Origin of the sequence: Algoriphagus jejuensis, from assembly GCF_039523455.1 — a bacterium.
GTDB classification, from domain to species: Bacteria; Bacteroidota; Bacteroidia; order Cytophagales; family Cyclobacteriaceae; genus Algoriphagus; species Algoriphagus jejuensis.
In genome coordinates, this window is the sequence record NZ_BAAAFI010000004.1 from 45,223 (window position 1) to 70,310 (window position 25,088).

16 protein-coding genes and 1 tRNA gene are annotated in these 25,088 nt (G+C 48.5%); 10 read left to right on the top strand and 7 right to left on the bottom strand.

Features of this window, described 5'->3' with window-relative positions:
- Positions 1-467 precede the first annotated feature (467 nt).
- Complete coding sequence (locus ABD031_RS05720; RefSeq protein WP_343849353.1) at positions 468-2,642, bottom strand: TonB-dependent receptor; 2,175 nt, start codon at positions 2,640-2,642, stop codon at positions 468-470.
- A 739-nt stretch (positions 2,643-3,381) separates the two neighbouring features.
- On the opposite strand from ABD031_RS05720, the gene nirB reads away from it, so the two are divergent.
- The 9 genes from nirB to ABD031_RS05765 all read left to right on the top strand — a co-directional run bounded on the left by nirB (position 3,382) and on the right by ABD031_RS05765 (position 17,953).
- A complete protein-coding gene (gene nirB / locus ABD031_RS05725; RefSeq protein ID WP_343849355.1) occupies positions 3,382-5,892 on the top strand; it encodes a nitrite reductase large subunit NirB in 2,511 nt (836 codons plus the stop codon).
- 16 nt (positions 5,893-5,908) lie between these two features.
- Positions 5,909-6,286: a nitrite reductase small subunit NirD gene (gene nirD / locus ABD031_RS05730; RefSeq protein ID WP_343849357.1), complete on the top strand. Its 378-nt coding sequence runs from the start codon at positions 5,909-5,911 to the stop codon at positions 6,284-6,286.
- Positions 6,287-6,296: 10 nt separating this feature from the next.
- Complete coding sequence (locus tag ABD031_RS05735) at positions 6,297-6,887, top strand: DUF4202 domain-containing protein (protein WP_343849359.1); 591 nt, start codon at positions 6,297-6,299, stop codon at positions 6,885-6,887.
- Positions 6,880-8,688, top strand: coding sequence for a sensor histidine kinase (locus tag ABD031_RS05740; protein WP_343849361.1), 1,809 nt, complete (start codon positions 6,880-6,882; stop codon positions 8,686-8,688). The genes ABD031_RS05735 and ABD031_RS05740 overlap by 8 nt, the downstream gene beginning before the upstream one ends.
- Before the next feature lie 59 nt (positions 8,689-8,747).
- The gene (locus ABD031_RS05745) at positions 8,748-9,410 is read left to right on the top strand and encodes a response regulator (RefSeq protein ID WP_343849363.1); all 663 of its coding nucleotides are present in this window, start codon (positions 8,748-8,750) and stop codon (positions 9,408-9,410) included.
- 145 nt (positions 9,411-9,555) lie between these two features.
- Positions 9,556-10,980: an MFS transporter gene (locus tag ABD031_RS05750; protein WP_343849365.1), complete on the top strand. Its 1,425-nt coding sequence runs from the start codon at positions 9,556-9,558 to the stop codon at positions 10,978-10,980.
- A 98-nt stretch (positions 10,981-11,078) separates the two neighbouring features.
- Complete coding sequence (locus ABD031_RS05755) at positions 11,079-14,603, top strand: molybdopterin-dependent oxidoreductase (protein ID WP_343849367.1); 3,525 nt, start codon at positions 11,079-11,081, stop codon at positions 14,601-14,603.
- 97 nt (positions 14,604-14,700) lie between these two features.
- Positions 14,701-16,143, top strand: a complete 1,443-nt coding sequence (locus ABD031_RS05760; RefSeq protein WP_343849369.1) for a rubredoxin — start codon at positions 14,701-14,703, stop codon at positions 16,141-16,143.
- 532 nt (positions 16,144-16,675) lie between these two features.
- Complete coding sequence (locus ABD031_RS05765) at positions 16,676-17,953, top strand: alginate export family protein (RefSeq protein WP_343849371.1); 1,278 nt, start codon at positions 16,676-16,678, stop codon at positions 17,951-17,953.
- Between the two features lie 177 nt (positions 17,954-18,130).
- On the opposite strand, the gene moaCB is transcribed toward ABD031_RS05765, so the two are convergent.
- From moaCB to ABD031_RS05785, 4 genes are read right to left on the bottom strand one after another with little or no spacing between them, the layout of a single operon-like run.
- Complete coding sequence (moaCB, locus tag ABD031_RS05770) at positions 18,131-19,042, bottom strand: bifunctional molybdenum cofactor biosynthesis protein MoaC/MoaB (RefSeq protein ID WP_343849373.1); 912 nt, start codon at positions 19,040-19,042, stop codon at positions 18,131-18,133.
- Between the two features lie 36 nt (positions 19,043-19,078).
- Positions 19,079-19,885, bottom strand: coding sequence for a uroporphyrinogen-III C-methyltransferase (gene cobA / locus ABD031_RS05775; RefSeq protein ID WP_343849375.1), 807 nt, complete (start codon positions 19,883-19,885; stop codon positions 19,079-19,081).
- Between the two features lie 12 nt (positions 19,886-19,897).
- Positions 19,898-20,464: a molybdenum cofactor guanylyltransferase gene (gene mobA / locus ABD031_RS05780; protein WP_343849377.1), complete on the bottom strand. Its 567-nt coding sequence runs from the start codon at positions 20,462-20,464 to the stop codon at positions 19,898-19,900.
- A gap of 23 nt (positions 20,465-20,487) precedes the next feature.
- Entirely contained in the window at positions 20,488-21,663 is a 1,176-nt protein-coding gene (locus tag ABD031_RS05785) for a molybdopterin molybdotransferase MoeA (RefSeq protein WP_343849378.1), read from the bottom strand.
- 268 nt (positions 21,664-21,931) lie between these two features.
- On the opposite strand from ABD031_RS05785, the gene ABD031_RS05790 reads away from it, so the two are divergent.
- Positions 21,932-22,005 (top strand) — tRNA-Pro (locus ABD031_RS05790).
- A 91-nt stretch (positions 22,006-22,096) separates the two neighbouring features.
- Here the strand turns inward: ABD031_RS05790 and ABD031_RS05795 are convergent.
- Together ABD031_RS05795 and ABD031_RS05800 are read right to left on the bottom strand one after the other, a co-directional pair.
- Positions 22,097-23,206, bottom strand: a complete 1,110-nt coding sequence (locus ABD031_RS05795) for a hypothetical protein (protein ID WP_343849380.1) — start codon at positions 23,204-23,206, stop codon at positions 22,097-22,099.
- 11 nt (positions 23,207-23,217) lie between these two features.
- On the bottom strand, positions 23,218-24,597 hold the full coding sequence (locus ABD031_RS05800) for an FAD-dependent oxidoreductase (RefSeq protein WP_343849381.1): 1,380 nt from the start codon (positions 24,595-24,597) through the stop codon (positions 23,218-23,220).
- Between the last annotated feature and the right edge of the window lie 491 nt (positions 24,598-25,088).

Genomic DNA, 25,088 nt, shown 5'->3' on the forward strand with positions numbered 1-25,088 from the left:
AGTTTTAACTACCACAAAGCTAGAGAACTGAGTTGGTCGAAAGATACCCTGCATTGGGTATTTTTCATTAATAACCACAAAAAAACGGATTTCCCAAATTGAAAAACGTCAAAAGTTCCCTAATCTAAAATACAGACGTCTAAAATGACAAATGGTTTCTGATGTGGCTCTGACTGCAAAACGGGTTTTTGGGAAGAAAGTTCAACCAAAAATCGGAATAGCTGGAATCATGTAGCGAAAGGGAATCTCCCTAAAAAACCACCGACTCTTTGAAAGTGAAAAGTTGAGCAGTTGGATCTGGAATTCGCATCGAATGAGTCGCCGAGTGTTCGGTTCGAAAACTTGGTAGGCTTGGAAAAAATAAGCTACAGCATTCAATTAAAAAAATATCCCGCCCCTGAAAGGCAGGATATTCTATTGAAGGCCGAAATCGAACTATTTACTAAGGTTAAAACCCTGTCGACTGGTTACAAGATTCTGATTTTCACTCCGCCATTGATCACAAATCCATCGACTGGCGCATAGATATCTCTAAACACTGGATCGCTGATCGATCCGGTGAAGATCGTGTCAAACTTAGTCTGCCGGGCATCCAGAAAGTTTTCGAAGTTCAAAAACACAGAAGTCCTCTCACCAAAATACTTCTCAGTCATCAAACCCATGATCCAGTAGGCCTGCCCGGTCTCTCCGTCATTTAGAAGCTGAGGGCTGAAATAATAAGCTTCCAATCCTACCCTAAAGTTCTCGTGCTTCTCCCACATCAGCACATTGTTCAGCCGATTTTTGGCTACCAAAGGATAGATTTGATTGACGTCGTTGTAGCGCTGAGCTACATCCGCAAAAGTGTACCCGACAAACAGTTTGAAGTCTTTGTACTCCCACTTGAGGTTGACCTCCAGTCCTTGAGTCGCTAATTGGCCTTCTGGCTGTTGAAACTCGTAGACTTGACCCGTTTCCACGAGCAAGAGCGGATCTTGAATTTTGGTGTAAAACAGCAAGGCATTCATATTCAACGTGAGCTCCTCTCCTAGCGCTAAGCGGTAATTCGCGTCTAGGTTTGCCCCGGCAGAACGCTCGGCATGGACTTTCGCCGGATCTATCGGGAGGATATTTTCGAAGTGTAGACGCTCCGCATCCTCAGAAAAAACCGTCGGAGGCTTATATCCCAATCCGCCGCCAAGGCGGAAAGTCAGCAGCTCGCTCGGCTCGTACATCGCAGAAACCCTCGGCAGGGCAAATACCCCATAGTCTTCCTGCCAGTCAACCCGAAAACCTGACTCCAGCGTCCATTGCTCCGACACGCTCCAGATTTTCTGGACGAAGACCCCAAACGTATTCAATTGATAATCCAACGGCTCATCCGGATTTCCTTCCCGCTGGGTAAAACTATCCGACCAGAAATTGACCCCGCCTATCCATTCTGTGTTTGCTCGGACTTGAGAAAGATTGACCTCGGAAAACGATGAACTCTGATCACCCGAAAACTGATAGTCCGGAATCTCCATGCTTCGGTCGTAAAAGCTAAAGCTGTTTTTGACATTCAGCGTAGTTTTCTCATGCAGTTGAAATCGGTAGTCTAGCTGGGTGGAAACCCGCTCGGTCAGGTTTTCCTCAAAATAAGGATCCGTGACTTCTTCACCGTCGATGTAGGCAATATTCCCTCCTAGCCGATCTTCCTGCATCAGGTTTACTCCCAAAATCAGGTTTGATTTCTCGCCCATTTCCCAATACAACTTTGGGTTCAGCGTAAATCGGTCAAACTTCGGAATCGCCGTCAGCCCGATATCCGCCGGGTCGTAGGCCGTACCTTTATTATAGGAAGCAAAGACAGTAGTGCCGATCTTGCCGAATTTCTCAGCATAAAAGGCGCTGGCATCCAAACCTAGCGCTGAGGTGCCATTCAGCAACACGCCCAGTTCCGCTTCTTCCCCGGGGGTTTTAGAGATCAAATTGACCAAGCCAGCAATCGCACCGCCGCCATAGAGCGTCGAGGACGAACCTTTGACCACTTCGACCTGAGCCAAGTCGAGCGGCGCGATCTGCATCAGACTGAGCCCACCGGAATAGCCCGAGTAGAGCGGCAGTCCATCTCGAAGAAGCTGGGTGTATTTGCCGTCCAGCCCCTGAATCCGGATGCTGGAGTTGTAGCTCGTCGCGGAGGTTTGCTGGGTCTGAATACCCGTACTCTCGTTGAGCAGCATGCGGATATCGCCGGGCTTCATGTTACCTTTTTCGGCGAGTTCCTCTCCCGCGATGATCTCCACCCGGGTCGGCACATCCTCGATCAGGCGGGAACTCCGGATGGATTGCACCACGAGTTCCTCTAGCTCATCTTCATGATTGTGGAGAAAAAGCTCCTCCGGTTTCTCCGCATTTCCTAGCGGAAAAGTCTTTTTGATTTTCATCGTCTCGAAGCCCAAAAAGCGGACTTCCAGCGTAAATGTGCCATCTGGAACGTCTTCCAGCAGAACCAAGCCGTTTTGGTCTGTGATACTTCCTTTTGCCAATTCAAGTAGCTGCACGCTGGCTCCAGGGAGAGTCTCGTTGGTTTCATGGTTTTTTACGATAGCGCGGTAGGTGTTTTGGGAGTAAATATCATTTGCCCAAAACATAGCCAGACAGGCCAAAATATATTTTGTCATTGGTAGAATTCTAAAATGTGTGGAATGGAAATCGATCTCTTCTTATTTAAGGAGAGCGTCACAAGGGAGACTTGGTGGCAGAAACGCTGGGTGGCTTCATCAGCGAGGAAAAAAAGCCCGTTGACTTGGTCAAGATCAAATGAGGTGCCTCATATCTGAATCCATTTGATTGAAAATCGAGGGTAAAATCCGGTGCTCCTTCGGAAACAAATCCCAGACAGGATCCGCAGGAATAAAATGGGGAACAGGGTAATTTAGTGTTTGTATCGTGATTCGCCTGGGAAGCTTCCTCAGTATCATCTTGCAACTCAAGACAAGGTTCCTCCGCACCGCAGCAAGGCATTATGGAAAGGTATAAGACAAATACTCCTACGAGCAGGGACAAAAATTTCATCGCCCAAAGATAGAAAAGCCGGGTGATTTCAGCGACAGAAACGAAGCTTCCGATCGGGTTTAAAATTACTTACGTATCAAAATCATCACACATCAAGTCAAAAATCACACTCGATTCGATGTAATTTTAGCCATTTCTGGCAAATAATTAGCAAATTAAATCCGAGGATTTCAATTATAACTACCAAATTTCTAGAATCTAGTTACCAAACACCCATATATTTTATCCTTCAAATCAGTTCACAGAGCTATTTTTTAAAAATTTACGTAGAAAAATCATTTTCCTTTTGGATTTAAAATCAATAAATACGTATATTTACTTACTTTTAAATCAAAATACGTAGATATGGAAAGGATAATCTTGGTAGGCAATGGAATGGTAGGGTACAAGTTTTGCGAAAAACTGGTCGCCCACCCCAACCGCGATCAGTTTGATATTCTGGTGTTCGGAGAAGAGAACAGACCTGCATACGATCGTGTACACCTCAGCGAGTACTTCACGCTGGAATCTCCCGAAGAGCTGCTCATGGCCCCTAGAGATTGGTATGCGGACAACGGCATTACCTTGAGGACCTCCGAAATGATCCTGTCTGTGGATACAGAGAACAAAAAGGTCATTACCCATAAGAATGAATCCTTCGAGTACGATTACCTGGTCATCGCGACTGGGTCATCCGCCTTCGTCCCTCCGATCAATGGAGTGGAAAAAGAAGGAATATTCATTTACAGAACCATCGAAGACCTCGAAGGAATCCAGATCTACGCGGAGAAACTCAAGGCGAAAGGTAAATTTCAATCTGCCGTATTGGGTGGCGGACTGCTTGGTCTGGAGGCTGCCAACGCTTCTAAGGAACTCGGCATGACGACACACGTCATCGAGTTTGCAGGCAAGTTGATGCCAAGACAATTGGATCAGACGGCATCTGACCTACTCCAATCCAAGATCGAAAGCATCGGCCTGAAGGTTCACTTGGGCAAAAATTCCAAAGAAATCTTCGGAAACGGCGAGCTCGAATCCATCGAATTTGCTGACGGAACCTCCCTTCCCGTGGACATGATCATCATCTCCGCAGGCATCAGACCGAGAGATGAGTTGGCCAAAAACTCCGGGATCGCCGTCGGCGAGCGCGGCGGAATCGTGGTCAACAACAAGATGGAAACTTCCGTGCCTGGTATCTATGCGATCGGCGAAGTGGCCCTTTACAACCAAAACATCTACGGTCTCGTGGCTCCCGGCTACGAAATGGCTGGAGTGGCGCTGGATCAGATCGCAGGCGGCTCCAAACTCATGAGTCCATCCATCGACATGTCCACCCAGCTCAAACTGGTGGGTACCGAAGTGGCTTCTTTTGGAGATCCGTTCATAGAAAGTGACGGTGCGATCGCCATTCGCTATGAGAACAAACAGCGCGGCGTCTATAAAAGAATCAACATCAGCAACGACGGCAGCAAGCTCTTGGGCGGCATTCTGGTGGGAGATTCATCCGACTACAACACGCTCTTTCAGCTCTATATCAACGAGATGAAGCTTCCCGAAAACGCGGAAGATCTGATCCTGGGGGCAAGAGGCGGCGAGTCAAAAAGCCTTATGGGATCGGTATTGGACTTGCCGGACTCCGCTCAGATCTGCTCTTGCGAAGCGGTGTCAAAGGGCGCCATCTGTGAGTCAATTACAAGCGGATGCTGCCAAGACCTCAAGGGAGTCATCAAGCATACCAAAGCCTCCACGAGCTGCGGCGGTTGCAAGCCAATGGTCGTGGATATCGTCAAAGAAACGCTGAAGTCTCTTGGCAAAGAAGTCAAAGAAACCATCTGCGAGCACTTCGAATACAGTAGACAGGAGCTTTTTGACCTCGTCAAACTGAACAACACCCTAGGATACGACGATGCCTTGGATCAGTTTGGCAAAGGACATGGCTGCGAGATCTGCAAGCCAGTCATGGCTTCGATCTTCGCCAGTATCTTCATGGAAACTGCCAACAAGCAGGTCGCTATCCAAGATTCGAACGACCGATTTCTAGCAAACATCCAGCGAAACGGCACCTATTCTGTTGTGCCCCGCGTGGCAGGCGGAGAAATCACTCCTGAAAAACTTGTCGTCCTGGGACAAGTAGCGAAGAAATACGATCTCTACACCAAGATCACCGGCGGACAGCGAATCGACCTTTTCGGCGCACAATTGAATGAACTTCCGATGATTTGGAAAGAATTGATTGATGCCGGATTCGAGAGTGGACATGCTTACGGCAAATCTCTGAGAACGGTCAAAAGCTGCGTCGGCTCTACCTGGTGCCGCTTTGGATTGCATGACAGCGTGAGCTTTGCAATTCGCATCGAAGAACGCTACAAAGGCCTCCGCTCCCCTCATAAACTCAAGGGCGGGGTCTCCGGTTGTATCAGAGAATGCGCCGAAGCCCGTGGCAAAGACTTTGGTGTGATCGCCGTCGAAGGCGGCTGGAACCTCTATGTCTGCGGCAACGGCGGAGCAAATCCTAAACACGCTATCCTCCTCGCTTCTCAACTCGACGACGACACCTGCATTAAATATTTGGACAGGTTCCTCATTTACTACATCCGCACCGCAGGACCACTGGTCCGAACTGCCCCTTGGCTGGACAAGCTGGAAGGTGGCATCGAATACCTCAAGAAAGTCGTCGTGGACGATTGCCTGGGAATGGCTGCCGACTTCGAAAAGGAAATGGACGGACTGGTCGAGCGATATGCCTGCGAATGGAAAGAAGCCATCGAAGACCCTGAAACCCTGAAAAGATTCAAACCATTTGTCAACACCGAAGAGTCCGATGACCAACTGGTCTTTGTCCCACTTCGTGAGCAAAAAATGCCGAGACCTTGGTAATCCCCCTTTAGAAATCATGGAAGAAATTGTGAACCTATACCAAACCGTACAGCAGTCAGACGTCATCTCTTGGATCCGAGTAGGAGCAGTGAATGACTTTCCGGAAAATGCCGGAGCCTGTATCAAACACAACTCGCGACAAATCGCCGTCTATCATTTCACCAGAACCAACAAGTGGTACGCCTGCCAAAACCTATGCCCTCACAAGATGGAAATGGTCCTTTCTCGCGGGTTGATAGGAGATGCCAGCGGTATCCCAAAACTGGCCTGTCCGATGCACAAAAAGACTTTTTCCCTAGAAGACGGATCCAACTTGAACGGGGAAGATTACAGCATCGCAACCTATCCGGTCAAAGTAGAAGACGGAAATGTCTATATTGGATTTGCTGATTAATCCCAACCCAATGACCCCATCCGAACGAGCAATCCAAGCCATCGACCAAATCAACGCCGAAGACCCCACCAAGGAAGTATGGAAAGGAAAAGCGTTTCCCAAGGAATTGCTCTACTCCCACCGAATGACCAAAAAGCTCGGTGAGTTCGCTCCTGACGCTTCCGAACACCTGAAGATAGCGGCACGTGCGCAGCACATCGGCAGATGGAAGATCCAACGATCCGAATATCCCATGGATCGCACCGGATACCTTACTTGGAGAGAAGAGCTGAAAAAAATGCACGCTGACCTCACTGGTAAGATTCTCACTGAACTTGACTTTGAGGAGGCATTCATCTCCAGGGTTAAATTTTTGATCCGAAAAAAACAACTAAAGACAGACTTCGAAACGCAACTTCTGGAAGATGTCGTGTGTCTGGTTTTCTTGGAACACTACTTGGAAGATTTTGTTGCCAAACACGAGTTTGAAAAGATCAAGGATATCCTGAGGAAAACCTGGGGTAAGATGTCCGAAAAAGCCCAAAAAGAAGCCCTCCAACTCAATTTCTCCTCCCAAAGTCTTCGCATCATCCAAGAAGCACTTTTCGACAGTAATGACTGAGAATACCAACACCCTCGACCAAGTCACTTTTAACCGACTCCGACGCCTCTACATCATCGCACTCGGCGCTATTGCCATTTCCCTGATCACCAGCCAGATCCTGATTCGTCAGTATCTCGCCGATCAGGAGGACGACAGCCGACTCGTCAATGTAGCCGGTCGGCAGCGGATGCTCAGCCAAAAACTCAGCAAGGAAGTTTTGTTGCTTACGCTGGAGCCTTCCGACATGGTGCGAAGATCACTGGAAGACACGCTTTTCGTAACCAAAACCACTTGGGAAAATGCCCATCAAGCACTCCTGTCGGGAGACAAAAAACTCGGCATCGCCCCTATAAACAGTCCTGAAATCCGGCAAATGTTCGACGGCATTCAGCCGCACTTTGAATCCATCGTCACCAATACCAATGCGCTGATTCAGTTTTCGAAGGAAAATACAGGCAATTCTGCCTTGCTAGACTCCCTGGGCAAAGAAATACTGGATAGCGGCAACGGGTTTCTCTCCCGAATGGAAGAAATCGTCAATCGATACGATTTCGAAGCAAAAGAAAAAGTAGAAAATCTCGAGCAGCTTGAATTGATCATCACACTTTTCACGCTGCTGGTCTTGCTCGCTGAGTTTTTGATCATCTTCTGGCCTTCGGCCAAAGCCATGAAGGCAAGCATTCGGGTACTGATGGAGGCGGAGAAAAAGGCGATCAAAATGGCCCAGGATGCTGACGTCCTCAGTCAGGCCAAGGAAAAATCCGTTCGGGAACTTCGCGCCCTCAGCCAAGCGATGGATCAAATCCTGCTTTTTGCCCGAATTGCGCCGGATGGACACATCACCCACATCGGTGATCGTTTTGCCAAGCTCCTTAAATTTCAAAAGTTCAACCTCAACGCAAGACTATCGGATGTACTCACGCCTCTGGAAAATGAGCGTCAGACGCTCGACCGGATCATCGCTGAAAACAAGAAATCAGGGTGGCAAGGCGAGGTGAAAGCCACCACGCCTAGCGGACAGGACCTTTGGTTGGACTTCTCAATGATCCCCTTCCACGCCGGCGAAAAACCCGAACTGATCGTCATCTGCATGGACATCACCAAGCGGAAAGAGGCGCAGCTGGAAGTTGAGCAATTGACCAAAGAGAGCTTTGAGGAAAAGATGCTTCAGCAAAATGCAATCAGTCGACAGATCATCGAAAATCAGGAAAACGAGCAAAACCGCATCGCCAAAGACATCCACGATGGCATCGGCCAAATGCTCACAGGATTGAAGTACCTTCTGGAGAGCGTTGACTTAAGTGAAGGGGAAAAAGCCCAAGTCAAACTCGACAAACTGAAAGAACTCACCTCCAACATCATCAAAGGGGTAAGAACGGCGACTTTCAACCTCACCCCTCCCGAGCTCAAGGATTACGGACTGGTGCCGGCGCTTTCCGAACTCACCCAGGAACTCACCAAACTCACCGGCAAGGACATCATCCTGATGAACAAATCCGACTTTAGCCGCCGCCTGGATTCACTCGTCGAGGTCAACCTCTACCGAATCACTCAGGAAGCCATCAACAACGCCATCAAATACGCTGAATCCACGCTTATTCTGGTGACGATCTCCCACAGCGAAAAAATCCTCAGCATCACCGTGGATGATAATGGAAAGGGCTTTGACAAAAAGACGCTAAAACCTAAGCCCGACAAAGACGGAGGCATGGGTCTCACTTTCATGCAGGAGCGGATCAAATACATCAACGGCCGCCTGTTCATCAACTCCGCTCCGGAAAAAGGTACCAAAGTCACGCTGAATGTCCCTTTGATATAATATTCGGACGTTGATTACGTAAAAATCCCTTACTTTACTAAGTAATAACTTTAGAAACGATGAACCCAACCCGAATAGTACTGGCGGATGATCATGAGCTCGTCCGGGACGGAATCAAGTCCCTGCTCGAAAATGAGGCTGAATTCAAGGTCATTGCGGAGGCCTCTGATGGCAATGAGGCGCTGAAAGTAGTCGCCCAAGTACAGCCAGATCTCCTGATCGTGGATATTCGGATGCCTCAAATGAACGGGCTTGAAGTTGTAAAAAATCTTACAAAGGACTACCCTCAGGTAAAAAAACTGGTATTATCCATGCACGACTCCGAAGAGTACGTAGTGGAGTCCATCGAGTCCGGCGCGGACGGATACCTGCTCAAAGGGAGCTCCAAAGCCGAATTTCTAAAAGCCCTCCACTCCATAGCCGGAGGTGGTAAGTATTTTTCGGGAGACATTTCTCAGATCATCATCGAAAACTTTGTCAAAGGAAAATCCTCCGCAAAGTCCACTTCGGTCAGCATGTCTGAGGAGATTGCCATCCTCACCAACCGGGAAAAGCAAATACTTGACCTGATCCTCGATGGAAATGGAAACAATGAAATCGCTGAAGCGCTCAAGATCAGCAGACGCACCGCTGAGGTTCATCGATTCAACTTGATGAAAAAACTAAACGTCAAGAACCTCATCGAATTGACCCAAAAATCCAAGGAACTGAATTTGATCTAGTACCTATCTAAGTATTTCATAAAGCAAAAAACCCATTTTTACAAGAAAGAAGTGGGTTTTTAAATTTTTTAGCTAAATATATTACGTAATACTTGCTACAAATACGTATTATTACTTACTTTTAGCTTAGATAAAAATAAGTAATATGAAAACTCAAGCTCATCTCAAAGCCACACGCCTTAATCTCGGAGATTTTAAAAGTGTGCCGATCCGAACTTTCTGGATCACTTCTTTTGCGTTTTTCATTTGTTTTTTTGCCTGGTTTGGCATCATCCCCTTTATGCCGGACGTGGTGAGGGATTTGGGCCTTACCGCTGAGCAAAAATGGAATTCGGTGGTTTTTGCTGTCGCAGGGACTATTTTTTCCCGTCTACTTATAGGGAAATTGTGCGACAAATATGGCCCGAGAATCTGCTATACTTGGCTGCTGGTATTGGGCTCTATCCCGGTAATCCTAAGCGGACTGGTGACCACTCCGATGCAATTTTACATCTGTCGATTGCTTACGGGTTTTATAGGTGCTTCTTTCGTCATCACCCAGGTTCATACGTCCCTGATGTTTGCGCCGAATGTGGTGGGAACCGCCAATGCGACGTCTGCAGGTTGGGGAAATCTTGGCGGCGGAGCCAATAGGCTCGGAATGCCGCTTTTGGCTGCTTTGGTGATTGCTTTTGGCATCGCCGAAGCCGACGCCTGGAGATATTCCATGGTCATCATCGGCCTCGTTTGCTTTTTGACAGGCCTTCTTTACTACTTCTTCACACAAGACACTCCATCAGGCAACTACTCTGACTTGGTAGCACGGGGCGAAAAAATACCAAAAAACAAAAAAGATAGCGTCGGCTTTCTGGAAGCCGCCAAAGACTTCCGTGTTTGGGTTTTGTTTGCCGTGTATGCAGCGTGTTTCGGAATAGAATTGACGGTTTATGGTACCATGGATGACTACTTACAAAATACCTTTGGATTAAGTAGGATCACCGCCGGAAACCTGGTACTTTCCTTTGCGTTGATGAACATCTTTGCCAGAACTCTCGGTGGCTTTTTTGGCGACAAATACGGCAAAGCCAACGGACTGAAAGGAAGGGTATGGTTCCTGGCTGCCATCATCGTCGCAGAAGGCTTGATGCTCGGGCTTTTCTCTACCGCGACTACGCTCTATCTTGGCATTGCGCTTTTGATCGGCTTTAGTCTCACCGTTCAGATGGCCGAGGGAGCCACCTTCTCAGTAGTGCCATTCATCAACAAAAAAGCGATCGGATCTATCTCCGGCATCGTAGGTGCAGGTGGGAATTTCGGAGCCTTCATGACGGCACTTTTTCTAAAGTATAAATCCGGAGAAGCAAGTTCTCTGGCGCTCCAGGGAAATGAAGCCCTTAGCACAGAAGCACTCAAAGCAGCGCAAACGGCAGCGGAAGCGGCGGCAGTGTCTAGTGGATACCTACAAATCGGCCTGCTAATCGTCTTGACCGGCATCGCTACGCTGATCATTCGCTTTAGCTTGGAGGATGAAAAAATTGCGAAGAAAGAATTGGAGCAATTAACTCCTGAATTAATCCGCCTTGAGGATTAAATTGCATCACTATCCTTATTAAAACAGCACCTTCCCTGGTGAACTCCACCGGAGAAGGTGCCTCTCTTTACCCTTCGACCGGCCAACTTTTATTACTTGTGAATTCCAAAAAGAAACTTAAAACTACTTGCTCCTATTGTGGTGTTGGCTGCGGAATAATCGCAGAAGTGAATCCCCAAGCGAAAGTAAGTGTCGAGGGCGACCCAAATCACCCGGTCAACGCAGGCATGCTTTGCTCCAAAGGGATGAATCTCCATTACGTAGCAAATGACATCTCAGACCGAATTCTATATCCCGAGATGCGATGGAGCCGCTCCCACCCCCGCGAGCGGGTGTCCTGGGACGAAGGCCTGGATCGAGCAGCTGCCGTTTTCAAATCGCTGATCCGCAAGTACGGCCCAAACAGCGTAGGTTTCTACATCTCCGGGCAGTGCCTAACCGAGGAATACTACATCGCAAATAAGCTAACCAAAGGTTTCCTCGGTACCAACAACATTGACACCAACTCACGGCTTTGTATGAGCTCCGCGGTGGTGGCTTATAAAAAGACCTTTGGCGAGGACTCCGTGCCGATCTCCTACGAGGACATCGAACTGGCGGATGTGTTCCTGATTGCCGGCGCCAACCCGGCCTGGAACCACCCGATTCTCTTTCGCAGGCTGGAAAAACACAAAGAAAAGAACCCAAACGTCAAGGTGATCGTCGTCGATCCCCGGAGGACAGATTCGGCGAATTTTGGAGACCTCCACCTGCAAATCATTCCCGGTACGGACATCATCCTTTACAATGCCATCGGGCGGAGGCTGATCGAGACGGGTTTTGCTGACGACTCTTTTGTGAAAAACCACACTGAAAACTACGAAAGCTACCGCAGGCAGGTGATGGAAACTTCCCTGAAAGACGCCGCCAAACTCTGCGGAATCACGGTAGAGGAAATCAAGGAAGTCAGCGAACTGATCGGCAAAGCCAAGGGCTTCATCAGCATGTGGGCGATGGGACTCAATCAAAGTGCCATCGGAACGGACAAAAATTTTTCCTTGATCAATCTTTCCCTGGTTACCGGTAAAATCGGCAAGCCTGGCAACGGCCCATTTTCCCTAACAGGTCAGCCCAACGCCATGGGCGGCCGCGAAGTCGGCGGTATGGCCAATCTGTTGGCTGTTCACAAAGACCTCGCAAACCCTCAGCATAGACAGGATGTGGCGGATTTTTGGGGAGTCGATCAGATCTCTCCCACTCCCGGCTACACCGCTACGGAGATGTTTGACGCCTTGGCAAGCGGTGAGATGAAGGCTGTTTGGGTCATTTGCACCAACCCGATGGTTTCCTTGCCAAACCTGGGAAATGTGGAGAAAGCCTTTGCCAACGCCAAGTTTGTGGTGGTGCAGGATATCTCCCATCGATCCGACACAGTGGCTTACGCGGATCTGGTCTTGCCCGCTGCGGGCTGGCTGGAAAAGGAAGGCACCATGACCAACTCCGAGCGCAGGATTTCCTACCTCGCCAAGGGCATCAACCCTCCAGGCGAAGCCCGCCCAGACGTGGAGATTCTATGTGATTTTGCAAAAAGGATGGGATTTCGTGGCTTCAATTTCGCGAATGCCGAAGAGATCTATGAGGAATACTGCGCGATGACCAAGGGCACCAACATTGACATCTCTTTCCTCAACTACGATCGCTTAAAAAACGAAGGCAGCATCCAATGGCCCGTACCAGAATATCGCCATCCAGGCACACCAAGGCTGTTTTCCGACAAAAAATTCTTTACTCCAAGTCAAAAGGCAATCTTCAATATTCCGGCTCAAATCGAAAATACCTCCGGAAAAATCAGTGCCGAATACCCCTTTGTCCTGACCACCGGCCGAATCCGGGACCAGTGGCACACCATGACCAAGACCGGAAAAGTCGCCCGGCTCCGCACCCACTATTCTCATCCTGTCCTGGAGATCAGTCAGCTTGACGGCTACATCTACAAGGTTAAAGACGGTGATGTAGTGGAGGTCAAAAGCGAAAATGGCGTAGTCCGTGTTCGGGCGAAGATCTCCAAAGCCATCCGCAACGGCGTAGTATTTCTGCCCATGCACTGGGGAAAGCAATTGGAAAATGACCTCAACCGGGCCAACAATCTTACTTTCACACGGGTAGATCCTCAATCCAAGGAGCCGGACTTTAAGTTTACGACCGTCTCGGTCACCAAGTACCAGAAACCGAAGGAGAAAATCCTCGTCGTCGGCGCTGGAGCGGCATCATTCCGCTTTATCCAAAACTACCGCGAGCACAATTCGGGCGATGAGATTCATGTCTTTTCCAAGGAGCCTCACCCTTTTTACAACAGGGTGCTGCTGCCGGAATATGTGACCGAGGAACTCACTTGGGAGCAACTTCAGAAGATCAAAGAAACGGAACTCAGCAAGCTGAAAATCACGCTTCAGACCAACCTTTCGATAGAAAAGATCGATCCCGAAAACCGCAAAGTCTGGGACAGTCAGGGCGTGGAGCATTCCTATGACAAACTGATCCTCGCGACAGGAAGCAGGGCTTTCATCCCCAAAGATGCCCAACTGGATCTCCCGGGACGGTTCACGATGCGCAGCCGGGGCGACGCCGACAAGTTCAAAAACTACCTTGACTCCACCCAGCTGCCCTCAGAGGTCCAGCATGTGGTCATCGTCGGGGGTGGATTGCTCGGATTGGAACTTGCCGCCGCACTGCAGCATACGAATGTAAAAACCACCATCGTCCAGCGTGCTTCGCGCCTGATGGAGCGGCAACTCGATCTGGTGTCCAGCAAGCTCCTTGCGCTGGATGTGCAGGAGCGCGGCATTCACATCTACTTCGACAACGAGGTCAGTACGGTATTTGACGACGAGGTCAACAAAAACCTCAATATCACGCTGAAAAGCGGAAAAAGCATTCAGGCCAATGCCATCGTCTATGCGATCGGTACGCAGCCAAACATCAAGATCGCCAAGGAAAACGGCATCATTTGCAGCCGAGGCATCAAGGTCAACAAACATCTACAAACCAACTATCCCAATATTTTCGCCATCGGTGAGATCGCTGAATTCGAAAACCAGCTGTTTGGAATCACCTCCGCAGCGGAGGAACAGGCGGCGATTCTGGCCAACTTCATCGCCGGAGACATCAGCAGTACCTACAGCGGATCGGTGCTGATGAACATCCTCAAGTTCAAAGATCTGGAGCTGTGCAGCATCGGCGACATCCTCCTGCCCGAGAATGAGGAAGGCTACGAAGAGATTGTCTTCACAGATCTCAGCAGGAGATATTACAAAAAGTGCATCGTCAAGGATGACCTGCTGATCGGCGCGGTGCTGATGGGAGACAAAAGTGAGTTTGCCGAGTTCAAAAGTCTCATCGAAAACAAGATCGAACTCTCCGAAAAACGAAAATCCCTGTTGATGGGATCCTCCGAAACCAGGCCTGTCATCGGCAAACTCGTATGCAGCTGCAGCCGGGTTGGGGAAGGAAACATCACGGAAGCGATCGCCGGTGGATGCACGGAGTTTGCTGCCCTGTGTACCCAAACCGGCGCCGGATTGGGTTGCGGCAGCTGCAAGACCGAAGTGAGGGAGATCCTCAGCAACGCCAAGGTGAAAGCCTGAAAGTCGAGCATGAGCCAATGGCCTCGTGATAGGATGAAATAGAAAGACCTGAACCCCTGGAATATCGGGGCGACCGTTGAAAATCAAATTGTAAGACATGAAGCAAACCTTCTCCAGAGTAGTCGTCAAGGGCGGTGTACTTTCCCCCGCTGAGCTCAAGCAGATCCTCGAAATCGCCGAGGGGGCTGGACTGAACACCATCTCCTTTGGCTCAAGACAGGACATCCTGTTCGTCAAGGAGGGCGGGGAATTCAACATCGACCCCCAGGACAAATTCCAGATTATCTCTCCGGAAGAAGAAGGCGCCGAAAACATCGTCTCCTCGTATGTCTCTTCGGACATTTTCCCAAACACGCCCTGGTTGACCGGTGACCGCTACCTCTATATTCTGGAGCAATTCCGGATTCAGCCAACGCTCAAGATCAACATCACCGATCCCCGACAACGACTCGTCCCGCTATTTACCGGGCATTTGAATTTCATCGCCTCGGAACACGAAGACTACTGGTACCTCTTCGTCAGACTGCCAGACTGGGAGATCAACCAGATGTTTCCGGCGCTGATCTATAGCTGGGATTTGGCCAAAGTGGCGGCTGCGATCGAGGATCTTCTTCAGGAAGAACCCGAAACCGTGGACTTTCTCTTTGATCTCGTCAACGATGCGGTCGACCTCAACAACCGAACGGTCGACCAGCCGCTGGAAGTCCCCTTCTACCCCTTTCCATACTACGAAGGCATCAACCGGGTCGGCTCCGACACCTATTGGATGGGCTTGTATTGGAGAAACAACAAATATTACATCGAATTTCTCAAGGCACTCTGCGACCTCTGTTCGGACTGTATGATTGGAAAAATCTCCATCACTCCCTGGAAGTCTTTGATCATCAAAGGAATTGTGGAAAAATACAAGCTGGAATGGGAAAAACTCCTCGGAAAATACGGGATCAACGTCCGCCACTCCATGCTGGAGCTAAACTGGCACCTACCCGTCAACAGCAAGTCGGCCATTGACCTCAAGAAATACCTCGTCACCTACTTTGACGAGCATGACATCAGCACCTATGGATTGACTTTTGGGATCACCGACTACACCAAAAAAGCCTACTATTTCACCTCGGTTATCATCGAAAAAAACGAACCTGCCATCGAGCTGGAAGGCATAGAGATACGAAGCACCTACAACCTGCTCCATGCCAAAAATTTCGATCCCAACACGCAGGAGTACTTGGTCTACGTACAGGAAGTCGACCAAACCGACCTGCCGGAGTTGCTCATCGAATTGAGTAAAATCTATTTTGAGCAACTCGGAATGGAAAAATCCATTCCCGAGAAACCTGCCAAAGCCAAAGATCTGGTCAGTAAAGAAGTTTATCAATGTACGGACTGCATGACGGTCTATGACAGCGCCTACGGTGAACCGGCTCAAGGAATCGAGCCAGACACGCCATTTAAAAGTCTACCGGATAGCTACCAGTGTCCGCTGTGCGAGGCTCCGAAAACCAGCTTTGCCAAGAAGACCTTTGTGACGCAGACCGAATAGGGATTGTCATCCTGAGCGGAGCCGCAGGGACCTTGAGCGGAGTCGAAAGGTTCGGATTTGCAATTCCGAAGCCATATACCAAGATTCGGCTTGATTCCCTTGGGATGCGGCTTTAGCCAGCGATGCCCCGCCAAATTTAGGTTGCGGGGATTTCCGTCCCTACCTCGGCGTAGTCTATTGCCCTTTTGCTTGAGGTTCCGTGGACGCTGAGGCTGTCTCAAAAGCCTCTACTATTCTTCGGAATTTGTAATTCCATTTCCAAAAAAATCAACTCCATCCAAAAAGATTGCTTCAGGGTATTTGTCCTAAATAGAAACCCTACACCCCATGGAACCCTTCGCAATGACGCCGCCCAAGGCCCCGCTCTTCTCGCTCTTCCGAATTTGGAATTCCGAAGTAGAACCCGAGGATTTGCAATCCCAAAACAAGACCAATCATTTTCACAGTTTAGATAATACTTATTTTTTTACGTATTTAAGTTTAAAATAATAAGTATTTATACTTACCTTCATGGCAACCTATTCTACCTGTTATGAAAAAAACGCTCTACCTTTTCAGTCTTGGATTCCTATTGGTCGCCCAAGCCCATGCCCAATCCGTCTCCCTGGACGCCGACATCCGGCCCCGTTTTGAATACCGCCATGGGTACGGCAGTCCGCTCCCCGAGGGTGCCGACCCGGCGGCTTTTGTCACGCAGCGATCCCGTCTCAATTTCGGCTATGCGGACACCAAGCTGAAAGTTTACTTCAGTGTGCAGGACGTGAGCACTTGGGGCGACACCCGGCAGCTGGCAATCAATGACGAAAACAATTCATTTTCACTCTTTCAGGCTTGGTTGAGCTATTCGTTTACCGACACTTGGTCTATGAAACTCGGGCGACAGACCTTCTCGTACGACGATCAGCGCATGTTGGGAGAAGTGGACTGGACGATGCAGGGCAGGTTTCATGATGCAGCAACCTTGACCTATGCCAAGAATGGGTTCAAGACAGACCTCGCCATCGCTTTCAACCAAGAATCTCAAAAAAACGAAGGATCTGGCTATGGGATAAATGGCTTCTATTCTTATAAAGTGATGCAGATGCTGCATGCCAAGAAAACCTTTGAAAAAGGATCTGTCAGCTTCCTTTTTATGAACAATGGCTTTCAGAAATTCACGGAAGAATCTACTCCGCAACCCGATGGAGTCTACTACCGACAGACTACCGGTACCTACTTCACCTTTCCGCTCGCAGCATTTACGATGACAGGGTCCGCCTATCTCCAAACCGGAAAATCCACGCCGACAACTGATCTGAATGCATACCAATACATGTTGGAGGCTAGATACAAGCCCGGAAAAACCACGTTCATGCTGGGATTTGAGGCCTTGAGCGGCTCGGATCAGACCGCCGAATCCAAGGAAAAATCGTTCTTTCCCCTCTACGGCACCAATCACAAATTTAACGGCTATATGGATCTCTTCTATGTCGGCAACCACGCGAACAACGTCGGCCTAAATGACTTCTATGCAAACACGGTGATTTCCACGGGTGAAAATTCCAACATCGCTGCGTACCTGCATTTCTTCTCCGCAAACGGGGAATTGAAGGACAACCAAAGTCAGTATTTGGGCTCAGAGTTGGACTTGGTTTTTTCAAAAACCATTGCAAAAAACATCAAGATGAATGTCGGGTATTCCCAGTTTTTCGACACAGAAAGCATGGCCAGCATCAAGGGTGGCATCCAGCCGGCTAGCACGCAAAACTGGGGCTGGGTGCAGCTGATCGTCACGCCAACTCTGTTTAAGCATTCCTGGAAGGAGGAATAGTTTTGCGTGTCGGTTTCTGAAAATCCCAATATTAAAAACGCCGGGTTATCTGGAGGGGCACGTTATTAGTGTCACTCCGAGCGGAGTCGAGGAGATGTAAACCAGATCAATGTCGAACTTTAATTCGAAAAAGACTTCGACTCCGCTCAGTCTGACAACATTATCATCCAAAAAACATCAACTTTCCAGCCTACTTCCAGACCCTTTCATGACCGGAAAGACATGAAGAATCTGCGGAAAAATCGCGTCCAATGACTCCCCGGCACCGCGCGTCGATCCCGGAATGGCCAGCACCAGGCAATCTCCGATCATCCCCGCCAAGCTTCTGGAAAACATCGCATGGGGCGTCAGGCTTTGTCCATAGCTTCGTATCGCTTCTTCGATACCGGGAATACGGCGCCCGAGAAGTGGCTCCAAGGCCTCCGTGGTCAAATCGGTCTTTGCTAGCCCCGTTCCTCCGCTAAAAATCACGAGTTGGTTGTCGGCCGAAAGACTGCGTGCAAGCGTTCTGATTTGGTCAAAATCATCGGGAATGATGCAGTAGGATGTGATTTCGCACCGTTGGGAAGTAAGCTTTTCCAGTATCAACTGCCCGGCGGAATCGGGCTTGATGCCTTTTGCCACCGCGTTGGAGCAAACTACGACTGCGGCACGAAATGCGGTTGGAAATTCGGATTTAAAATGGCCTACAAGCTGTTCCTGAATCTTAATCTGCCCGATGCTCATCCCTTTGTCAATGTACTTGAGCATATCATAAATCGCCAAAGCAGTGACAGCAGCCCCGTGCATCGCATGCATTTCGAGATCAGACTTGCAAACCGATTTTACCTTGACTGAAACAAGAATTTCCAGGTCCTGAATCAAAAACTCAATCGCCGTGAATTCTATCGGGACGGGATGAGAAGTGGGCAAGTTCAGAGGAGTGTTTTTTACTGCAAAAAGCCCGGCGACTCTGGCAACTTCAAAAACATTGCCCTTCGGAACCCTATTTTCAACGATCGCCTGGATCGTCTCTGAATGACTCACATGAAGCACCGCTTCGGCGCTCGCTTCCCGAAGCATGGTAATGTTCGCCGTGATATCCTCCATGAATGTGTTGCTATTCTCCAGCCCTCTTTAGCCTGCTCAAAAAGGGAATGTATCCAAATTTTGAAAGACGAACTCATCTTCCGAAACAAAATCCTCTGAGGCCAATTCCTTCACCGCAGCAAAATTCACCACCTCACCGATCACCAAAACTGCCGGACCTTTGAGGGCTACTTTCTTGGCCTGCTTGACGATGGATTTGATCGTACCGACGATTTCGCGCTGATCGATTCGCGTGCCGTTTTGGATGATGGCGATAGGCGTATTGGATTTCCCCAGGCCTTTATAAATCTTGGTGATCTCCTCCAGCTTCGAAAGGCCCATCAAGATCACCACCGTTGCGGTAGATTGTGCGGCAAGAGCGACGTCATCAGATAGCTTGTGTGAGCTAGTCGTACCGGTGATCACCCAAAAACTCTCCGATGCACCTCGATAGGTGACGGGGATTCCGATCGATGCCGGCACTGCAATGCAGGAAGAAATTCCAGGAATCACGGTCGTTTCGATTCCATGCTTGGCAGCGAATTCTTCCTCTTCTTTTCCTCTGCCAAAGACAAAGGGGTCCCCGCCTTTGAGTCGTACCACCGCCCCAAATTCATGCGCATAGGTGACAATCAGTTGGTTGATCTCGTCCTGGGTAAAGGAATGCGCACCTTTGCGCTTGCCTACGGAGACCTTCACGGCATTCTCTGCCAGATCAAGAATATCGTCGTTGACCAATGCATCATAAAGTACCACCTCGGCTTGTTGAAGAGCCTTCACTGCCTTGAGTGTCAGCAACTCCGGATCGCCTGGACCGGCGCCGATGAGCGTGAGGTGTGGTGCATTTTTGGATGAATTTCGCATATGAATATAGGTTTAAGACAGGCCGATGAGCTCTGTTTTGGTATTGATGTTTTGAATGGAAGAAATCCCATCCGAGTTCAACTCAACCCGCTGATGGGGCAGACTTTCCACCAACTGTCGGAGTTTTAACTCTCCGTTTAAAACTGATTTTTGGAAAAATGGCAGGCAACTTTGGGGATAGACTCCGATCAGGGGATAGTCATTTTTTCCATCGGAAAGGAAAGTGATTCTGGTCGGCTCATGACGTGCTTTGTCCAGCAGAAAGCAGACCACTTCTGCCGTGATCTTGGGAATATCACAGCTCAGGATGAGCACCAAATCCGAGTCGGCATGTGCCAAAGCCGTGAAAATTCCTCCCACAGGGCCTTTGTCCTCGATCAAGTCGGGCAGCATCTGCAACTGAAATACCCCATAAGACGGATTTTTGGTTACCAAAACAGGATTTTTCACGACCGGAAAAACCGCTTCCAAGATCCATTGGAGAAAGGATTTTCCCTGAAAGGTCACGAGCCCTTTCTCCTCTCCCATTCGGGAGCTTTTGCCTCCACAGAGGATATATGCTGACAATTCTGACTTCATCTTTTCTTCGGGCAGCGTTGAAATTAAGAATTGCTTATCGGGATATATTTCACCGGATCTCCGTAAGCCAGCATAGAAACAGATTCATCTACAAAAACCAGCGCGTTACCTTGAGCGAAGGCGCCTAATACATTGCAGGCCTGTTTCTCGAAAACTTTCACAAGGCCGTTGTGGTGGTTTGCGGCTAGAAAAAGAGCTTTTCCGCTCGGATTTCGAAGTTCGCCATCCAGTATTCCTCTTTTTAAATTCAAAGAAATCTCTGCGCCGGAGGTAATTTTGCGCAATAGGGGAAGCACATAAACCTGCATGCAGGTAGCCATAGCGGCGGGATTTCCCGGCAAACCAAACACCAGGGTCTTTCCCTTTTTTCCAAACCAAAGCGGTCGGGCAGGTTTTTGGTTGACCTGGTAAAAAATCTCCTCGACGACATTTTCTTCCAATCCTGCTTTCACAAAATCGTAATCTCCAGCCGAAATGCCACCGGATATCAGCACCACATCGGCTTCAAGTGCTTTCTTGATGGAGAGAACCGTCGCGGATTTCTCGTCTTTCACATAGTCCACGCGCTCGACTTGGAAGCCTTGCTCGGCCAAAATCGTCTTGATCGTGATTCCGTTAGTTTCGTAAACGCCACCGGGCCTGAGGGATGTACCTGCAGCTTGCAGTTCATTCCCGGTGACGATTACGGCAATCTTGGGTTTGTTAATGACTAAAACCTCCTCGATTCCAAATCCCGCTAAAAACCCAAGCAACATCGCCTGGATTTTGGTGCCCTTCCTTGCAATAAGTTCACCTGCTTTGACCTGTTCACCTATGCATCTGACATTGGCAAAAGGCTTCGGCATATGCTGAATCCGGATCTCAGAACCAGTTTTATGAATATTTTCCTGAATCACCACAGTATCGGCCAGATCAGGAACTCTGGCGCCGGTTAGAATCCTGACGGCTCGATTGCCCGCCAGCTCATACTCCTGAAAATCTCCCGCCTTGCTCTCTCCCACCACTTCATACACCTCAGCTTGACCATACTTGATTGCATAGCCGTCCATCGCCGATTGGCGAAATGATGGGATCGAAATCGGCGCATAAACATCCTCTGCCAGGTAATATCCCAACGAAGACTCCAGCCGTAGATTGATCGGCGACAGGTCTTCGGCGTGAAGCTTGATATGAGTGAATGCAGCGTTGAAGGATACCATTGAGATTTTCAAAACGTCCTTAAATATAGCTGAAAATAAGTATTTATACGTAATTTCTACGTATTTATTTAAAATTGTCGACAAGTAGGAATTTTATTCCTGTGATTTTTAGCGCTTTGAAAAAAAATTGGCGGTTTTTCCAAGGTCTTTCTTTGCTTAAAAATTAAAATCGCTATGTTTGCATGCCGTTAGAAAAAGGGGCTTTGGCACCGAAACTTTAACGGCGAATGAAGCTGATTTTCGAATGAGAAAATCTTAGAAAATAGCTCGGGGTGTAGCGTAGCCCGGTATCGCGCCACATTTGGGATGTGGAGGTCGTAGGTTCGAATCCTGCCACCCCGACTTTATTTAAAAGCCTTTGGATGAAAATTCAAAGGCTTCTTTGTTTTCCATCCACACATCTTGACTTCCCGCTACTCACCCGCATGACTAGTCAATTACCGAGTCTGTCCATATAGTCCCCAGCTTTTTTTGCCAAATACCGATTTTCAGAATTGGCTATTTCTTTTATTGTCTGCAAAGTAGTAGGATCATCTATTCCTTTTTCCAGAAAAACATCTAAAACTCCAGAGACTATAGGAACCTCCAAATCAGGCAAAAAAGCATTGAGTTTATAGACAACATCCAGGGAGATTTGAGTTGTCTCCTTCAGCAGCTCAACCGTCCTACTCTTCATTCCAAAATCAAAAAATTGGAATTTATCGATCAGTTTATTTTGGAACTCGATCTCCGTCAAATCCTCAGGCACCACACTGTTCAGGCATTTCTCCGCCAAACTGTAGTCTGGAGCGCCCATCAAATCAAGAACAATCTCCTTGGATCTTGGATAGTCTAAAATCCTCCCATGTATCAAATCGATCGCCCAAAGTTGATCTTGGTAAGGCGACTTCGTAAGGACATTCTCGAGATAGGCATCGTTCATGACTTCATTAGTCCAGGATTCCACTTCTGTTTTTGTATCTCCATACACCAACTCGTAGAGTGTAAATGTAGTGTAGGCGGAGCCTTGGACAACGTATTCCAAGACATCTTTGGCCGTAGCACCACTGACTCCATCCACTTTGTAGAGTGACGCCTTGCTTTTCGCTGCAATCTGATTAAACGTAAAAGCTCCGAGCGGAAGGTCGGGGTCGGAGAGCAGCTTATTTAGCCTCACATACTCGGCATCTGTAAACGGCACATGGTCCTCCTTACTCAGAAATTCGTTATCGACGAGCTCAAAGCCGAGGTACCTCCCAGTCGGATTCCAGTAGAGTGTGATGTTGAGCAGCTTGCATTGATTGTCATAGCATACTCCAGTATGGACGTTTCTGGAATAGAAGACAGGAAATCCTTCCTCTGAGACATATTGATAAAGCGTGACGTCTTTTTGTTCCACTCCATCATAAATCACCCTGTCGTTGATCTGGGCCACTGGGAAATCCAGCGTCTGCTGAGTCTGATACTTAATATTTCTGAACTGACTGACGGAATTTGATCCTACGCCAGATGTAGTAACTAATAAAATAAAGATCAATGAAGCAAGTGCGAGGACTCTATGCATTGCCGGTTTGTTTAGCCTTTGGAAGTTTTCTTGCCCAGCGGAACGATTCCACCATGCATCTCGATCAACTTTTTCAGCTCACCTATCGGCAAGTCTGACGGAGTCACTTTCTTTTCAATGGCTAATGCCGCAGCCGCTCCAGCTGCCTGACCCATTGCCATGCACGATGCCTGCACTCTAAGCCCCGAATTCGCCAGCTGATCGCTGCAAATGCTCCTTCCGGCAACAATAAAATTCCTGCTGTTTTTCGGAATCATTGACCTAAATGGAATAGTAGGTACTACTCCCTCAGCCAATTGTTCTGGCACCACTCCTTCCACTGTATGTAGGTCGACAGGATAGTAGGAATAAGCGATGGAATCGGGATACACCTTTCCGGTAATGTAGTCCTCATAGCTGATCCTGTACAATCCATCGATTCTATAGGTTTCGCGTATGCCGGCTTCCGTTCTCATCTCTTCTATCCTTACATTTCCCAAACCTGGTTGCTTTTTCAGAAATCTAAGGTGTTTTAGCAAGGATTCTCTGCCTTTAATATTGGCCTCCGTGTGGGTTTCTGAGGTAGTAGAATCTGCTCCCTCGATATGTTGAACGTTATCGCCTTTCTCTTTAAGGAGCGCAATGATATCTCCACGAAACTCTCCTCTGATCAGTTCTCCTCGATCAATCGCCATCTCATAGGCTATCTTGAGCCTTTCCAAGTCCAAACTTTCAAAATCATATCCTCCTATTCTGAACATCAAGGTTCCCGGCTGAGTCACTTTTTCTTTGAATAACTTATATCCGGCGATTGAAGCAGCGATCGCATTGCCGGAACAGTCGATGATCTGCTTACACTTGATCTCAGCACGCACACCTTTGCCTACCGTCTCCACATACCAGTGCTCATCTTTAAAGACAAGGGAAGTTGGAGTTTCATAATATCGAACATTGACTCCAGCCTCCAAACACTTTTCCTCCAACAGCAATGCATACAAAGATGCGTTTAACCTGATCTGATGCTTCCAGTGTTCTCTTCCGTGAGGCAGGGAAAAATTTGGCAGAGAATCCCCATTCATCTGCACTGCGCTCTGAACCAGTTCCCACCCCACGCCGCTGATCACCTGTTTGCCCCAGGCAAAAAACAATCCCGGAAAGGCGACGCCAGCTGTGGTAACAGTTCCACCCAGCTGACTTTGACATTCTATCAAAGTCACCTGATGCCCAGTCCTTCCTGCCTGAATAGCCGCTATGGATCCAGCCGTGCCTCCTCCTATTACCAATATGTCGGTTTCCAACTTTCGATCGATAGTTTTATAGGGCTTTTTCAGCACATCCCCCTTCACTATCGCGCTGCTGGTCAGGCCGACCGAAAGTGCGCCAATCGTAGATAGAACATCTCTCCTGTTCATGTGTTTATCATTTAAGTTTTATAGGCCACGTCGCCTGTTGCGGTCCAGACAATCGATATTGATTCGAGAGCATTTCCCTTTCGTTTGCCGATGGAAAGAAAGGTAAATCATCCTAGTATATGATAACTTTCCCCATACTTGGCTTAGTCAGGAAGGCCCGATTCCATCTTCTGGCTATCTGTTGACAAACACCTGTTGTTATCCGCTTTCATGCCACTTACGACCGATACTACCTCGATGCTGTTTATCCCGCCTAAGTATACAAGGTTCTCGGGAGACAGCATAAGGTACAATGTCTTTCCTTGTAAATAATGGGGTCGAGGTTCTACAAATTGTCGACTCGTTCGGCAATTCAACCATTTTCAATCTATGCTGTTCCCAGGCATTTCTGACGCCAAATCGCTAAAACGGGCGAATGAAGGCCCAACGAGCCTCAAAGTCATCCCAGCGGAATAGTAGTTGGTTTCAGTGCGGAGACATAAGTCTCGATT

What these genes read in the sequence shown, in the direction of transcription:
- cobA (WP_343849375.1), bottom strand. Translation starts at nt 19,885, where the DNA reads ATGCGAAATTCATCCAAAAATGCACCACACCTCACGCTCATCGGCGCC.
- nirD (WP_343849357.1), top strand. Translation starts at nt 5,909, where the DNA reads ATGGAAGAAATTGTGAACCTATACCAAACCGTACAGCAGTCAGACGTC.
- ABD031_RS05800 (WP_343849381.1), bottom strand. Translation starts at nt 24,597, where the DNA reads ATGAACAGGAGAGATGTTCTATCTACGATTGGCGCACTTTCGGTCGGC.
- ABD031_RS05760 (WP_343849369.1), top strand. Translation starts at nt 14,701, where the DNA reads ATGAAGCAAACCTTCTCCAGAGTAGTCGTCAAGGGCGGTGTACTTTCC.
- nirB (WP_343849355.1), top strand. Translation starts at nt 3,382, where the DNA reads ATGGAAAGGATAATCTTGGTAGGCAATGGAATGGTAGGGTACAAGTTT.
- ABD031_RS05720 (WP_343849353.1), bottom strand. Translation starts at nt 2,642, where the DNA reads ATGACAAAATATATTTTGGCCTGTCTGGCTATGTTTTGGGCAAATGAT.
- ABD031_RS05740 (WP_343849361.1), top strand. Translation starts at nt 6,880, where the DNA reads ATGACTGAGAATACCAACACCCTCGACCAAGTCACTTTTAACCGACTC.
- ABD031_RS05765 (WP_343849371.1), top strand. Translation starts at nt 16,676, where the DNA reads ATGAAAAAAACGCTCTACCTTTTCAGTCTTGGATTCCTATTGGTCGCC.
- ABD031_RS05750 (WP_343849365.1), top strand. Translation starts at nt 9,556, where the DNA reads ATGAAAACTCAAGCTCATCTCAAAGCCACACGCCTTAATCTCGGAGAT.
- moaCB (WP_343849373.1), bottom strand. Translation starts at nt 19,042, where the DNA reads ATGGAGGATATCACGGCGAACATTACCATGCTTCGGGAAGCGAGCGCC.
- ABD031_RS05795 (WP_343849380.1), bottom strand. Translation starts at nt 23,206, where the DNA reads ATGCATAGAGTCCTCGCACTTGCTTCATTGATCTTTATTTTATTAGTT.
- ABD031_RS05785 (WP_343849378.1), bottom strand. Translation starts at nt 21,663, where the DNA reads ATGGTATCCTTCAACGCTGCATTCACTCATATCAAGCTTCACGCCGAA.
- ABD031_RS05735 (WP_343849359.1), top strand. Translation starts at nt 6,297, where the DNA reads ATGACCCCATCCGAACGAGCAATCCAAGCCATCGACCAAATCAACGCC.
- mobA (WP_343849377.1), bottom strand. Translation starts at nt 20,464, where the DNA reads ATGAAGTCAGAATTGTCAGCATATATCCTCTGTGGAGGCAAAAGCTCC.
- ABD031_RS05745 (WP_343849363.1), top strand. Translation starts at nt 8,748, where the DNA reads ATGAACCCAACCCGAATAGTACTGGCGGATGATCATGAGCTCGTCCGG.